The sequence below is a fragment of the Bifidobacterium lemurum genome (assembly GCF_014898175.1).
Taxonomy (GTDB): Bacteria; Actinomycetota; Actinomycetes; order Actinomycetales; family Bifidobacteriaceae; genus Bifidobacterium; species Bifidobacterium lemurum.
Genome location: NZ_CP062948.1, coordinates 2131604 through 2145791 on the forward strand (window position 1 = coordinate 2131604; position 14188 = coordinate 2145791).

The 14188-nt window shown below is 61.4% G+C and carries 10 protein-coding genes and 1 pseudogene; 7 read left to right on the top strand and 4 right to left on the bottom strand.

Translation table 11 applies throughout. The features are described from left to right. Positions 1–28: 28 nt before the first annotated feature. Positions 29–2755, top strand: a complete 2727-nt coding sequence (locus BL8807_RS08175; RefSeq protein ID WP_072723936.1) for an excinuclease ABC subunit UvrA — start codon at positions 29–31, stop codon at positions 2753–2755. A 334-nt stretch (positions 2756–3089) separates the two neighbouring features. On the opposite strand, the pseudogene BL8807_RS12015 reads toward BL8807_RS08175, so the two are convergent. After that, a pseudogene (locus BL8807_RS12015) lies at positions 3090–3164 on the bottom strand (GyrI-like domain-containing protein); the annotation flags it as partial. A gap of 56 nt (positions 3165–3220) precedes the next feature. On the opposite strand from BL8807_RS12015, the gene BL8807_RS08180 reads away from it, so the two are divergent. Continuing rightward, positions 3221–3499 carry a type II toxin-antitoxin system TacA family antitoxin gene (locus tag BL8807_RS08180; protein ID WP_072723963.1) on the top strand — a complete coding sequence of 93 codons (279 nt, stop codon included), beginning with the start codon at positions 3221–3223 and terminating at the stop codon, positions 3497–3499. Next, positions 3490–3972: a GNAT family N-acetyltransferase gene (locus BL8807_RS08185; RefSeq protein ID WP_072723939.1), complete on the top strand. Its 483-nt coding sequence runs from the start codon at positions 3490–3492 to the stop codon at positions 3970–3972. The genes BL8807_RS08180 and BL8807_RS08185 overlap by 10 nt, the downstream gene beginning before the upstream one ends. Before the next feature lie 137 nt (positions 3973–4109). On the opposite strand, the gene BL8807_RS08190 is transcribed toward BL8807_RS08185, so the two are convergent. Then, positions 4110–4778 (bottom strand): GyrI-like domain-containing protein, encoded by a 669-nt coding sequence (locus BL8807_RS08190; protein WP_072723941.1) that lies wholly within the window; start codon positions 4776–4778, stop codon positions 4110–4112. A 226-nt stretch (positions 4779–5004) separates the two neighbouring features. Here BL8807_RS08190 and BL8807_RS08195 point away from each other — a divergent pair, with 226 nt between their 5' ends. From BL8807_RS08195 to BL8807_RS08210, 4 genes are all read left to right on the top strand, one after another. Next, on the top strand, positions 5005–5700 hold the full coding sequence (locus BL8807_RS08195) for a DNA alkylation repair protein (protein WP_226847526.1): 696 nt from the start codon (positions 5005–5007) through the stop codon (positions 5698–5700). A gap of 92 nt (positions 5701–5792) precedes the next feature. Next, positions 5793–7349, top strand: a complete 1557-nt coding sequence (locus BL8807_RS08200; protein ID WP_211278302.1) for an RNA-binding domain-containing protein — start codon at positions 5793–5795, stop codon at positions 7347–7349. 186 nt (positions 7350–7535) lie between these two features. After that, positions 7536–8483, top strand: coding sequence for an alpha/beta hydrolase (locus tag BL8807_RS08205; protein WP_072723966.1), 948 nt, complete (start codon positions 7536–7538; stop codon positions 8481–8483). 113 nt (positions 8484–8596) lie between these two features. Beyond that, positions 8597–9322 carry a RibD family protein gene (locus BL8807_RS08210; protein WP_072723968.1) on the top strand — a complete coding sequence of 242 codons (726 nt, stop codon included), beginning with the start codon at positions 8597–8599 and terminating at the stop codon, positions 9320–9322. Positions 9323–9409: 87 nt separating this feature from the next. Here BL8807_RS08210 and BL8807_RS08215 read toward each other — a convergent pair whose 3' ends face one another. Both BL8807_RS08215 and BL8807_RS08220 read right to left on the bottom strand, forming a co-directional pair. Next, positions 9410–11602, bottom strand: coding sequence for a YhgE/Pip domain-containing protein (locus tag BL8807_RS08215; RefSeq protein ID WP_072723970.1), 2193 nt, complete (start codon positions 11600–11602; stop codon positions 9410–9412). Position 11603: 1 nt separating this feature from the next. Continuing rightward, positions 11604–14129, bottom strand: a complete 2526-nt coding sequence (locus tag BL8807_RS08220; RefSeq protein ID WP_072723972.1) for a YhgE/Pip domain-containing protein — start codon at positions 14127–14129, stop codon at positions 11604–11606. Positions 14130–14188 lie beyond the last annotated feature (59 nt).

Sequence of the window (14188 nt, forward strand, 5' to 3'; positions counted from 1 at the left end):
GGCCGGCTGACGCCTACAATAGGGCGGTATGACAGACGGACGACGAATCGGCGGCGCGGATCACATCGAAATCCGCGGCGCACGCGTGAACAATCTCAAACACGTGGATGTGGACATCCCACTCAACCGATTGGTCGCCGTGGCGGGCGTCTCCGGCTCCGGCAAATCCTCACTCGCTTTGGACGTGCTTTACGCGGAAGGCTCGCGCCGCTACCTCGACGCGCTGTCGACCTACACGCGCCGGCGCATGACGCAGGCGCAACGCCCGCAGATTGACGAAGCCCGCTACCTGCCGCCCGCGCTGGCCTTGCGGCAGCGGCCGGGCGTGGGCGGCGTGCGCTCCACTTTCGGCACGATGACCGAACTGCTCAACGTGCTGCGCCTCATGTTCTCCCGACTGGCCCACCACCGTTGCCCCAATGGGCACTATCACGCTCCGACCATCGCTGTGGCCGCCGAAACCCCGTTCTTCTGCGACGAATGCGGCGCGCGCATCGACGCGCCGGGAGCGGAGATGCTCGCCTTCAACTCCACCGGCGCATGCCCGCGCTGTCAAGGCACCGGCCTGGTGCGCGACGTGGACGATGCGACCTTGGTGCCGGACGATTCGCTCACCATCGACGAGGGCGCGGTGCTGCCGTGGAAGATGTTCGGCTGGCGCGTGCAGAACGACATCGCCCGCGAATTCGGCGTGCGCACCGACGTGCCGTTCCGAGACCTGACGGACAAGGAACGCGACATCGTCTTCAACGGGCCGGAGGAGAAGAAGCATATCGTCGTCACGTCGATGAAAGGCGTGCACGAACTCGACTTCACCTTCCGCAACGCGCGCCTGACCGTCACCAAGGAGCTGGAACGCGCCGCCGACGAAAAGCGCCTCGCCCGCGTGATGCGCTTCGTCACCGAACACACCTGCCCCGACTGCGACGGCACGCGGCTGAGCGAGGCCGCCCGATGGCCGCTGATCGACGGCATCAACCTCGCCCAAGCCACCGCCATGACCTTGGATGGCGCGCTGGTGTGGGTGCGCGGCGTGCCGGCCGGACTGCCGGACGAGATGCGGCCGATGGCCCAAGCCTTGGCCGACACCTTCGAGGAGATGGGCCAACGACTGGTGCAGCTCGGCCTCGGATATTTGGGCTTGGATCGATCCGGCGAATCCCTCTCCACCGGCGAACGCCAGCGCGCGCAGCTCGCCCGCGCCGTGCGCAACGAGACCACCGGCGTGCTCTACGTGCTCGACGAACCCTCCACCGGCCTGCATCCGGCGAATATGGAAGGATTGGTCGGCGTGATGCGCGACCTGCTGGGCGACGGCAACTCGGTCGTGTTCGTCGACCACGACGTGAACGTGCTGCGCGCCGCCGATTATTTCATCGAAATGGGACCCGGCGCGGGCGTGGAAGGCGGGCGCGTCATCGCCCAAGGCTCGCCGGATGAGATCATCGCCGACCCGAACTCGCGCATCGCGGGATTCCTCGCCGGGCGCGAACCTGCGCTCGTGCGCGAGCGGCAGACGGCATCGGCGGCTGCGGTCGGCACGGATGAGAATGCCTCTTTCGACGATGCGGCCGTCCGTTCCAAACGCAAGTCCGGCAAGGGCGGCAAGGAAGCGGCGGATCATGGCGGCGATACGCGTTGGCTGCGCATGCGCACCGAAGCCATCCACACCGTGCGGCCGTTGGACGTGGCGATTCCGGTCGGGCGTCTCACCGCCGTCACCGGCGTCTCCGGATCGGGCAAAACCACGATGGTGCTCGAATCCTTGGTGCCCGCCTTGCAGGCCGCGGCCGAGGGGCGTGCGCTGCCGAAGCATGTGAGTGCGATCGACGCGGCCGGCATCGACACGGTGCGTATCGTGGACTCCACACCCATCGGCGTCAACGTGCGCTCCACCCTCGCCACCTACAGCGGCATCATGGACCTGCTGCGCCGCGCGTTCGCCGCCACCGACGAGGCGCAGGCCCGTGGACTTGCGCTCGCCGACTTCTCCTACAACACCGGCTCGCTGCGCTGCCCGCAATGCGACGGCGCGGGCCGCGTCAACCTAGACGTGCAGTTCCTGCCGGATGTGACGATCGCCTGCCCCGCCTGCGAAGGCACGCGCTACCGCGACGAGGTGAACGGCATACGGCTTGCGGTGGGGGAGCGGCGCATGACGCTGCCGCAGATCCTCGCCATGAGCGTCGACGCGCTGCTGGACGTTTTTGAGGGCCGCGCGTCACGGACGGCGGATTCGGCACAAGAGGCCGCCGCAGGCTCGCGAAGGAACGCGACCGCGCCTGCCGACAAGACGAACGCGCATGACGCCGCCGGAGCGGCGCCCGCCGACGCGACGCGCAAACGCATCGCCAAAGCGTTGCGCACCCTGCACGATCTGGGACTCGGCTATCTCACGCTCGGCGAGGACACGCCCTCATTGTCCGGCGGCGAGGCGCAGCGGCTCAAACTCTCCAACGAACTCGGCAAGCGGCAGCGCACTTCGCTGTTCGTGCTCGACGAACCCACGGTCGGCCTGCACCCGTTGGACGTGCGCACGCTGATCGGCGTGCTGCAGCGGCTGCTCGACGGCGGCGCCACCATCGTGGTCATCGAACACGACCTCGACCTGATCGCCAACGCCGACCACGTCATCGACATGGGGCCGGGCGGCGGCGAACAAGGCGGCCGCATCGTCGCCACCGGTTCGCCCGAGCGGATCGCCGCCGCATCCGAATCGGTCACGGGCCGCTATCTGCGGGCGCTGTTGGGCTGACGGGCGTCGTATGTGATGATTTCGATGCTCTCGATTGCGAGCGTGCGGCATAGAGGCGGAATCGTGACACGGTTTTGGAACGGAAACATCAGGATATTCTCAGTCATTCACATCATGACTTGAAGAATGACGCGGTTATATGGATATCAGCTTCACCAAGCCTCGAGCCGCAAGGCTCCTGATAACTGAACCTTCTTCTCTCTCCTTTCTTCTTCTCTAAGCCCGGGATTCGTTCCGGGCTTTTCTTCTTTGCGTCCGCGACCATCCCGTTCCCTTGGTTTGCGTCATCGGCAAGGCTCGTCAAACGTATGCCGTTGACGGCCATGATGGGTTTCACGGGATGGCGGATCACGGTTTTGAGATTCTCGGGCTTGCCTTTGCGTGGATCGCCCAGATAGATTTCGTGATGGTGGCATAAAACATCAAAGAATTGTATTGTGTGCCTATTGGGCGTACAATGTGGGTATGACTTCAGTGACAACGGATACGGTGCGCTCGTCGCGCTTGGCTATGAGAATGACTCCCGAACAGCGGTCGACCATCGACAAAGCGGCCTTACTCAAGGGGACGACCATCACTCAATGGGCTTTGGACCATTTGATTGATGACGCCCGACGTGATATCGAAGAGGAGACTGCCATTCGTTTGTCGGCCAAGGCGTTCGATGAATTCAAAGAAGCGTTGGAGAGGCCTATGCCGAAGGCTATGCGGGAGTTGTTGAGGCGGGATCCGGAATGGCTGTGAGGTTCACGGCGCCAAGGCGAATCGAACTGGCGGACGATGTATCCGGCTTCCACTCAGGCAAGCGGTTGTTGGATGAATGGCTGATGAACCATGCGTTCAATGCGCTCAACCGTGGTACCGCCGTCACCTACGTATCGCACGATGAGTGTGGGAGCCTGGCTGGCTTTTATTCGTTGTCGGCCAACTCCGTGAATCGGGGTGATGTGCACGGCGGATGGTTGGCGCGTAATACGCCGGAACAGATTCCGGTCATTCTTTTGGGCATGCTTGCCATTGACGAGCGCTACCAAGGACAGGGGCTGGGTTGGCGTCTGTTGTTGGACGCTGTTGAGCGCGCGATGGCTGCCTCATCGCAGATTGGTGCGCGAGCCTTGATCGTCGATCCGTTGGACGATGATGCCGCCTCATTCTATAAGCATTTTGGATTCTCTCGCTTGCGGGATTCGACGCGTATGTTCGCCAAACTGGTCTAATCCCAGGAAACGTTTGCAGTGATGAATCTAGCAGTGATTGCAATGATGCGAATTGTTGCTTTGGCGTGTCCTCAAGATTCCAGAAGCATCCTTCGCCATTTGCGTGGATGTTATATAAGGGAAGGCCAATGGTCTCGCTATGCAACGGGTTTCACGGGGTGGCGGATCACGGTTTTGAGATTCTCGGGCTTGCCTTTGCGTGGATCGCCCAGATAGATCTCGTGATGGTGACGCGAGGCGCTGAAGTCGAGCGCGTAGCCTTGCTCGGTGGCGTAGGCGTCAAGGGCGGCGATGGTGGCGGGCTCGTCGTCGTATGAACCTTTGTGCATGACCTGCGCGACCGTGCCCTCGTCGAAGTCGAACAGGAATACGCGTGAGATATCCGCCTCGGGATGTTTGGCCGCGAACCGCTCACGCGCATGCTCGAACACGTCCGGCGTGACGAATTCGGGCAGTCGAATCATCGAAATCCAATGAAAATCGGATTTGCGCGAATAGTCGATGCCGGCCAACATACCGTCTTCGGCGTTGTCGTCGGCCATCCACCACAGCCCTTCCAGCGGCGGCACAACATAGTCGAAATAGCCGTCGATCCGGTCATCGGGATTCTTGGACATCTTGCTCATTTTGATGGTGAACGAAATGCCGTACAGCAGCTGTAGCGTGGTCTGGTAATCGCCACCTTCCTCGTTTGGGTCGCCTTTGCCTTCGACCGCCACGAAGCTCATGCGTGGCACCTCGACGATCGCCGGCTTGGTCTTCGGCTGATACAGGTCCTTATATTCCTTCTTGTAATCGAACGGCATGGCTTCTCCTCGCATGGGCTTCCGTGTCGCACGGCATCGTGCATCCAAGCCCATTGTATGGGACTGTGCCGATGACAGCGTGGGCCGTGAAGTGCGCCATTCGCTTCCTTCTGCGCATGTATCGCTGGTTTGACTCCGTGATAGCCTCAAGATATTCAATCAATGGCGATGGAGTAGGAACGGGATGGCAGTGACGAGTGGAGATGTTCTTGCTGATCTGCGGGGGATGACGGATGAGAAGTATCGCATGTTCAATGCGAAGCTGATCCCGAATATCGACTTGTCGACGATGCTGGGTGTGCGGATCCCTCAACTTCGCGCGTATGCGAAAGAACTATTGGCGGCCGACGAAGCCAACGGTTTGTCGGTGGTCGCTGAATTCATGGACGATCTTCCCCATACCGTATTCGAAGAGAACATGCTGCACGCGTTGCTGATCGGCATGACCGCCCGCACGACGGACGAAGCGTTCGATATGTTGGATGGATTTCTGCCGTTCGTGGACAATTGGGCCGTATGCGATGCGATATCGGTGAAGGCGTTCCGTTCCGTGAAGGCCGATGCCGGCGTCATCGAAACCAAATTGCGCGAATGGGCCGCCGACGACCGCACCTATGTCGTGCGCTACGCTATGGATACGTTGATGGCGGATTTTCTCGATGACCCACGTTTCCGCCCGGACCAATTGGCAGCGGTGGCGGGTATTCGTTCGACGGAATACTACGTGAATATGGCCCGCGCCTGGTATTTCGCCACGGCGCTGGCCAAACAGTGGGACGCCGCCATTACTGTGTTCCAGCCCGATGCGCCGCCCGAGTTGTGTTTGGATGATTGGACCCACAACAAAAGCATCCAGAAAGCCCGCGAATCCCGCCGCATCCCATCTGACCGCAAGGAATACCTCGCCGCTCTCAAACGGTGATGAATCGTCATATTGGTAATTATTGACGATTTTCCATGACCTTGGAACGGGCGTGCTTGAATCTGTCCATTCGATAGAGAAAAGTGGAAGACATGACTCCGCAGGAACTTTATGCAGCGCTTTCTCGAGGAGAAGATATCTCCACCGAGTTTAAAAGGTGTGGCTCGCGGCCGGAACGAGACACATTTGAAACGATTTGTTCGTTTGCCAATCGCCAAGGCGGCAGTGTTTTCTTAGGCGTGGATGATAATGGCACTATTCTTGGCGTCGATGCGGGCCAGATACGTGAAATCGAACGTAATATCGCCAATGTCATCAGCAATCCCAATACATTCAATGCCACGCCATCTGTCGAGTTCGAACGCATCGAAACGGAACAAGGCATAGTTCTTCGATTGTGGATTCCGATTGGGCCCTCGATCTATCGCTTCAAAGGCGAAGTGTTTGACCGCCGAGGAGATGCGGATGTGCGTGTTCGAGATGATTCGCAGATCATGATGATGTACATGCGTAAGCAAAATATGTACTCGGAACGGCGCATTTATCCTTATATTGGCATGGATGATTTGCGATTGGATACGCTTCATCTGGTGAGGGGCCTTATTGAGGCGCGGAACAGTGACCATCCGTGGCTGCGTTTGAATGATGAAGAGTTTTTGCGCTCGGCGAAGTTGTATGGCAAGGACCGGTCAACCGGCGCTGAGGGTTTCACGCTTGCTGCGGCGATGTTGTTGGGAACGGATGAATTGATTTCAGATATTTGCCCTGCATACAAAACCGATGCCATTGTTCGTTTGCGCGATACGGACCGTTACGATGACAGACTTATCGTCAAAACAAATCTGGTGGAAGCCTATGACATGCTCATGAAATTCGCCAAGCAGCATCTGCCAGACCCGTTTATTCTTGAAGGTGATGTGACTGTAAGTGCGCGTGACATCATATGTCGGGAACTGGTGTCGAACATGCTGATTCATCGTGAATACGCGAATCCATTCATCGCCAAACTCATCATTGATAAGAACGGCATTCGCACTGAGAACGCAAGCAGAGCTATGTTCGAGGGAGAGGTCACGCTTTCGAATTTCGAACCTACTCCGAAGAACCCGACCATCGCGGATTTCTTCCACCAGATTGGACGTGCGGATGAATTGGGCAGCGGTACGAGGAAGCTCACGAAGTACTCCGCTCTTTACTCCGGTGCCGTTCCGTATCTTCACGAGGGAGATGTGTTCGTCGCGCAACTGCAGGTGCCGTGGAATACTCAGATTGGAGAGGAGTCATACGATTCCGTTGGGAAAGTGCCGGATTCCGTTGGGAAAGTGCCGGATTCCGTTGGGAAAGTGCCGGATTCCGTTGGGAAAGTGCCGGATTCCGTTGGGAAAGTGCCGGATTCCGTTGGGAAAGTGCCGGATTCCGTTGGGAAAGTGCCGGATTCCGTTGGGAAAGTGCCGGATAAATCCTCTTGCCAAAGGCAATTGGTTTTGGATTATCTTGATGCCCATGAGGAAATAACCGTTGCGCAGGCGGAGGTGTTGCTGGGCGTTAAGCAACGTCGTACGCGTGACATATTGAATGCGATGACCCGGCTGGGTCTTGTGAAACGTGTCGGTAGTGCCCGCAACACTCGGTATGTCGCGATGGGGTGACTGTTTTCGGATACGTCCAACAGATCGTGTGCTCGCGTATGAAGGCGAGCTTTGCCTGAGGCCATGGTCCTTCCATAGGGAAACTGAATGGATTCCCATATGCGATAGACATTTGATATGGGAGTGGTGGGGTGATGTAATACCTGCATATCAAGCCAAACCATATGCAGAAAGACGAGGATCGCAATGGCTGAAGAGTATTACATCGCACCGTTGAGCGACGCCGTGGAGCGCACGCACGTCTCCTATCCCAACCGTTATGGATACACGCTCGCCGGCGACCTGTACGTCGCCAAGAACGCCGACCTCTCCGCCAAACTGCCCGCGCTCATCGTCGGCGCGCCCTACGGTGGCGTCAAAGAGCAGGGTCCCTGCGTCTACGCGAACGAGCTCGCCCAGCGCGGCTTCGTGGTGCTCACCTTCGACCCCTGCCATATGGGCGAGTCCTCGGGCGAGCCGCGCCACGTCTCGTCTCCCGATCTGTTCACCGAGAACTTCAGCGCCGGCGTCGACTATCTGGGACTGCAGGACTTCGTGGACCGCGAGCGCATCGGCGTGATCGGCATCTGCGGTTCGGGCGGCTTCGCCCTGTCCGCCGCGCAGATGGATCCGCGCATCAAAGCCGTCGCCACCGCCTCCATGTATGACATGACCGCCGCCGCGCGTTTGGGCTTGGACGCGCAGACCATCGCCGAACGCAAGGAGCAGCTGGCACGCCAGCGTTGGGTGGACGCCGAAAACGGCTATCCCGAATACAATCCGTACTTCCCCGACCAGCCGCTTGACGAGGTGCCGGCCGAACTGGAGGAGCCCACCGCCGAATGGTTCCGCTTCTACGCGTTGAAGCGCGGCTTCCACCCGCGTGCGCGTGGCGGCTTCACCACCACCAGCGACATGGCGTTCCTCAACTTCCGTCTGCTCGACTTCATCGACGAGATCTCGCCGCGTCCGATCATGTTCATCGTCGGCGACCGCGCCCACTCCCGCTTCTTCAGCGAGAACGCCTTCGCCGCGGCCAAGGAGCCGAAGCGCATGGTCGTGGTCGACGACGCCGAGCACATCGACCTGTACGACCGTGCGGACCGCATTCCCTTCGACCAGATCGAGGAGTTCTTCTCCACCAATCTCAAGTGAGACGCACGCCGCCGAACCGACGGCGGGCCGACGGCCGTCCGAGGGACACCTCTCGGGCGGCCGTCCGCGTCGCGTCCAAGCATCCGTTCCGCATAACAGAAAGACACAACACGATGAACAGACCATACATCTTCTGCCATATGATGACCTCGCTCGACGGCAAGATCATGGGCAACTACATGGGCACGCCGGAAGGCAACGCGGCCGGCGCGGCGTTCAAAGCGATCGCCTTCGGCGAAAACCCGTACTACAAGCATCAAGGCTGGCTGTCCGGCCGTGTGACCACCGACGACAACTTCACCTTCTATGCCGAACCCGAACTCGACGAGACGGCCGGGACGGTGCCGGAGGGCGACTTCGTGGCCGAGACGACCGGCATGTACTATGTGTCGATCGACCCGTCCGGCAGGCTCGGCTGGAAGCGCAACAGCCTCACCTACGCGGGCACCACCGCGCATGTCGTCGAAGTGCTGACCGGCAAGGCATCCAACGCGTACAAGGCGTTCCTGCGCGGGCTCGGCATCTCCTACATCATCGCCGGAGAGGACGCGCTCGACTATGCGGTGGCGCTCGCCAAACTCAAGGAGCTGTTCGGCGTGGAGACGCTGATGCTCGGCGGTGGCGGCGTGCTCAACTGGTCGTTCATCCAAGCGGGCATGTGCGATGAGGTGAGCATCGTCGTCGCGGCCGCGGCGGACGGCTCGGATAACACGCCCGCCTTGTTCGACGCCCGCGAGGGCCTGTCCGACGACACTCCGGTCGGATTCGACCTGCAGGCCGCCGAGGTCAAGGACGGCGGCGCCCTCTGGCTGCGCTACCTGGTCAAGCAGGCGGTCTGATCCCGAGGAGAGGCCTCGTAATGCGAAAGGCGGATGGGCGCAGCACCCATCCGCCTTTCGCTTGTTTCGTCTCGGCCCAGCCCGCGCCTAGATGGCCAACAGCGCGTTGCCTTTCATCATGCGTTCCATGCCTTCGGAGAGCTTCCTGCCGAACGCGCTGAACAGCACGCCCACCGCCAGCACGAGCGCCGCGACCGCGAGCAGTATGCCGAGCTCCTTCCAATAGTCGTTGTCGTAGATGCCGAACATCGCCGAACGGAACAGGCGGATGGCATGCGTGATGGGCAGATAGGGATACGCCGCCTGCACCCACTGCGGCATCAGCTCGACGGGCATCGAACCGCTGCTGCCGTTGAGCTGCAGAATCAGCAGCAGCACGCCGAAGAACTTGCCGATGTTGCCGAAAATGGCGACCAACGTGTAGGTGATGGCGGAGAACAGGATCGAGGTCGCCGCCCCGCCGAGCAGCAGCAGCGCCGGATGCTCGCATTGGGCCTTGAGGAACCAGATGATGCCCGCGCACGCCATCAGCGTCTGGGCCAGCGAGATCAGCATGAACACGCCGTATCGGCCGAGGAACAGCAGCGGCGAGGGAACCGACTTGCCATGGCGTCGGCGCTTCAGCTCCTCCATGCGTTCCTCGGTGAGCGACATGCGTATTGCGCTGGTCGACAGGAACGCGCCCACCCAGATGGCGAGCACCGCGTAGAACGGGGTCATCGACGAGCCGAAGTTCTCCGACGCGAAGATGGCGTGCCGGTCCAGCGACACCGGCGTCACCAACGCGCTGGCGAGCACGCTGGAATCCGTGCCGATGACCTCGCGCAGCGTGTCCGCGTCTCCGCTGGACAAGGCGTCGTCGATGTCCTGGCTATGCCGCTCGAGCTCGGTGGCCGCGGTGTCGAGCTTGGTTTGGGCCTCGCTGATTGTGGCCGCGATCTCGTCGAGTTTCGTGGTCATATCGCCGGTCGCGCCGGACAGCGAGTCGAGCGCGTCGAGATTCGACGAGGCGGACAGTCCCTTCGCGATGGCGGACGACAGATCGGCGGACATCGAGTCGATCGCGCTTTTGGCGGTGTCGTCGTATTCGTTTTGCAGCGCGGTGATGCTGTCGGTCGCCTGTTGGAGCAGGGTTTCGACCTCGTTCTTGTTGGCCGACGCGTCCCCTCGCCGCGTCTCGACGCTGTCGGCGGCGCTGTTCAGCGAATCGCTCAGCGACTGCTGGCGTGCGATGGCGTCGTCGAACCTGCCCAGCAGCGATTGCAATGTCGCGTCGTCCAAGTCGGATAATCCGGCGAGCGTGTCGCGCATCTGCTGGTAGGCGCTGATCTGCTTGTCGACGGCGCTGGCCTGGTCTCGCAGCAGCTGCGCGGCGTCCGCCATGCTCTCGTCGATGGTCGCGTAGGCCGTCTGCACGCTGTTTGCGGCCGACTGATAGCCCTCCGCGCTGCCGGTGATGGCGGTTGAGATCGCGGAACTGGCCGATTCCAGCGAATCCTGCAGCGAAGCCGACCCGTCGCCCGCGGTGTTCATGGCGTCCTTCGCCTCGGACAACGCCGTGCCGGTGGATCCAAGAAGATCCTCGGACGACTCGATCAGCGCCTTCGCGGCTTTCACGGCGTCGGCGTAGGTGCCCAGCGTTTCACCGCTTTGACGAAGATCGTCGGCCGTGTTCGACAGGCCGTCGCTGAGGGAGGCGATGGCGTTGCGCGTGCTGTCCTTGTCGGCGTAGTCGGACAGCGACGAGATCAGGGAGAATGCGGTGTCGGCGACGGTCGTTTCGAAGGTGTCGTTGATCTGCGTCTGCACGCTGCTCGCCCCCGAATCGGTGATGGTCGGCGCGAGCGGATTCTCCTTCTCGTTGACGTAATAGTTCAGTGTGGCGTGGGTGGCGTCGTCGGAGAACATGGTCATCATGTCCACGCTGAAGCTTTCGGGAATGACGATCGCCGCGTAGTAGTCGCCGGATTTCACGCCTTCGATGGCGTCGTCCGTGCTGACGAACTGCCAGTCGAAATCGTCGTTGCCGCGCAGCGAGGAGATGATGTTGTCTCCGATGGAGATGGTCATCGGCGTCAGTTCGCCGTCATAGCCCTCGTCGTCGCTGGACACCGCCACCTTGAGATTGCCGGTGTTGCCGTACGGATCCCAGCAGGCGATGATGTTGTACCAGCTGTACGCCGAAGGCAGCACGCACAGCGCGATGATGAACAGCACGCTGGCGGTGCGCGAGCACAGGGCGCGCACGTCGGTGGCGATGATGTTCCAGATCGTCCTCATATCACTGTCCTTCCGTCCAGGCGAGGCCCAGGTCGGCCGTCGTCTCCATGTCGTTCTCCTCGCGCAGCAGTCGCTCGAACTTGCCGTGGAAATACTCGAGCGCGACGAAGCCGAGCATGATGACCAGCAGCCACACCACCCACAGCGACAGCATGACCACCTTCTCCTCGCTGGTCACCGAGAACACGGCCAGGATCGCCGGCACCACCACGCCCGCCACGATGGCGGCGCGGCGCATCTTGGGATAGCGGTCCATATAGCGCTGGTGCCGTTCGCGCAGCCTGCGTTGGTGCTCCTGCCGCTCGGCGAGCGTGCCGACCAATATGCGGATCGTGCGATGCTCGCCGCGTCCGGCCACGGAGAACTCCTCGCCCACGATGAGTCCCGTGGCGAGCATCTCCCGGTTGAAGTATTCGGTCAGATGGTTCGTCCACGGCCGCAGCGCGACCACCAGCGCCATCACCACCGCGGCTATGGCGGCCATGGGTGCGATCGCCTTCACGTAATTCATGCCGTACATGCCTCCGACGATCTCGCGTATGGCTTTGATGCCGTAGGTGAAAGGCAGCACATGGTAGATCCGCTGGAAGAATTCGGGCATCATCTCGATCGGATACATGCCGGAGGAGCCGGAGATCTGCAGCACCAGCAGCAGCACGCACAGTCCTCGCCCGATATGCGTGAACGCGGCGGTCAGCGCGTAGATGATGCTCACATACGAAACCGATATCAGCGCGCATGTGGCGAACAGTCCCAGCGCGGTGGTGGTCTGCACGCCGATGACGAGGTCGCCGGCGGCGATGATCACCGACTGCAGCAGCGCGACGGTGGCGAAGAACAGCCAGCGTCCCAGGAATCCCGTGGTGACGGTCATGGAGTCGACGCCCTCGTCGTCGGGTTCCACGCGGAAGATCAGCACGGTGGCGAACGCGCCCACCCACAACGCCAGATTGGTGTACATCGGTGCCACCGACGAGCCGTAGTCCTCCACGGCGTAGAACGTCGTGGTCTCAAGCGTGGCGGGGGAGGCGACGAAGTCGGCGAGCGCGTCGGCGTCCAGTCCGGAAAGCGCTTCGAGCTGGGCGTACACTTCCGAGCTTCGCAGCGCGTGCAGGTCGGTCGAGGCGGCGCTCAGATCGCTTTGGGCGTCGCCCAGCGACTGCGCGGTGGCGGCCAGTGTGGAGGAGACGGACGCCAGTGTGGAATCGAGCTGGTCGAGCGTCGCCTCGCCCTGCTCGCCGACCTGCTGCAGCGAGCCGAGAGCCACGGCGAGTTCGGTGGACATCTGCGCGTAGGAGTCCAGTCCGGCGTACAGTTGGGGGATCGCGGTGGATCCGATCGTCTGGCTGGCGTCGGACGCGGAGTCGATCCCCGATTGGATCGCCGACGTGCCGGCGGATACGGTGCCGCTCACCGCACTGGAGGTGGTGGAGATGTTGCCGCTGACGGTCCGCAGCGAGTCGATCGCCTGCTGATAGTCCGCGTTCTGTTGTTCCAGTGTGGCGATCAGGGCGGAGACGGTGTCGTTGTCCGCGGCGGACGACTGCTTGATCGCGGCGAGCAGGGCCGTATAGTCGTCGGACACGTTCTGCGCGCTTTCGATCACCGTATCCAACTGTCCGCTCGCCTGCTGGAGTCCCGCGTTCGCCTGTCCCGCGGCTAGACCGAGTCCGCCCGCCGCCTGACCCAGCAGCACGCCGCCTTGGGCCGCGGTCGAGGAGAGGGAGGAGAGCGTGGAGCTGGCGGTCGTGCGCAGTTGGCCGAGCTGGGTGGTGGACGCCGACAGCTTGTTCTGGCTGGAGTCGATGGCGTCGGTCAGGTCGGATAGTGAGGTTTTCGCGTTGGAGACCTGCTCCCGCGCTGAGTCCAGCGAGTCGGACGCCTCGTCCAGTCCGTCGATCGCGGATTGCAGTTTGGCCGTGGCGTCATCCACCTGCGCGAGTCCGTCCTGTTGCGACTGGTCGATCGCGTCGGTGGTCTGGTCGGAGAGGTTTGCGATGAGTTCGGCGACCACGCCGCTGATCTGCGAGGCGAACTGCTCGTTGATGGTCTGCTCCAGGGTGGAGGCCACGCTGTCGGTGATGCGTGGCGAGGCCGCGTTGACCTTCTCGTTGACGTAGTACTCGATCTGCGAGGGCTTGGCGTCGGAGGTCAGCAGACTGGCGATATTGGCGCTGAAGTCCTCGGGGAATACGAGCGCGGCGTAGTATTCGCCGGATTCCACGCCTTCGACGGCGGTGTCGGCGTCGACGAACTGCCAGTCCATATTGTCGTTCGTTTCGAGCGATTCGATGAGCTGGCTGCCCAGATTGAGCTCGCCCATGCCCGAGATCTCGGCGCCGGCGTCCTCGCTGGACACGGCGACTTTGAGATTGCCGGTGTTGCCGTAGGGGTCGTGGTTGACCACGATGCATATCCAGCCGTACGCGCCGCCGACCACGCCCAGCGCCAACGCCAGAACAAGCGTCAATGGCTGGGTGATCAGCCGGCGCAGATCGCGCTTGTAGATCTGCAGAATCGTATGCATGTCACTTCTTTCCACGATAGGATACATATGTAGCAGGTGTTACAGCTGTAACAGATAAT

Excerpts from the sequence above, each read along its gene's own strand:
- BL8807_RS08195 (WP_226847526.1), top strand. The coding sequence starts at position 5,005 with ATGACGGATGAGAAGTATCGCATGTTCAATGCGAAGCTGATCCCGAAT.
- BL8807_RS08180 (WP_072723963.1), top strand. The coding sequence starts at position 3,221 with ATGACTTCAGTGACAACGGATACGGTGCGCTCGTCGCGCTTGGCTATG.
- BL8807_RS08200 (WP_211278302.1), top strand. The coding sequence starts at position 5,793 with ATGACTCCGCAGGAACTTTATGCAGCGCTTTCTCGAGGAGAAGATATC.
- BL8807_RS08205 (WP_072723966.1), top strand. The coding sequence starts at position 7,536 with ATGGCTGAAGAGTATTACATCGCACCGTTGAGCGACGCCGTGGAGCGC.
- BL8807_RS08220 (WP_072723972.1), bottom strand. The coding sequence starts at position 14,129 with ATGCATACGATTCTGCAGATCTACAAGCGCGATCTGCGCCGGCTGATC.
- BL8807_RS08175 (WP_072723936.1), top strand. The coding sequence starts at position 29 with ATGACAGACGGACGACGAATCGGCGGCGCGGATCACATCGAAATCCGC.
- BL8807_RS08185 (WP_072723939.1), top strand. The coding sequence starts at position 3,490 with ATGGCTGTGAGGTTCACGGCGCCAAGGCGAATCGAACTGGCGGACGAT.
- BL8807_RS08190 (WP_072723941.1), bottom strand. The coding sequence starts at position 4,778 with ATGCCGTTCGATTACAAGAAGGAATATAAGGACCTGTATCAGCCGAAG.
- BL8807_RS08215 (WP_072723970.1), bottom strand. The coding sequence starts at position 11,602 with ATGAGGACGATCTGGAACATCATCGCCACCGACGTGCGCGCCCTGTGC.
- BL8807_RS08210 (WP_072723968.1), top strand. The coding sequence starts at position 8,597 with ATGAACAGACCATACATCTTCTGCCATATGATGACCTCGCTCGACGGC.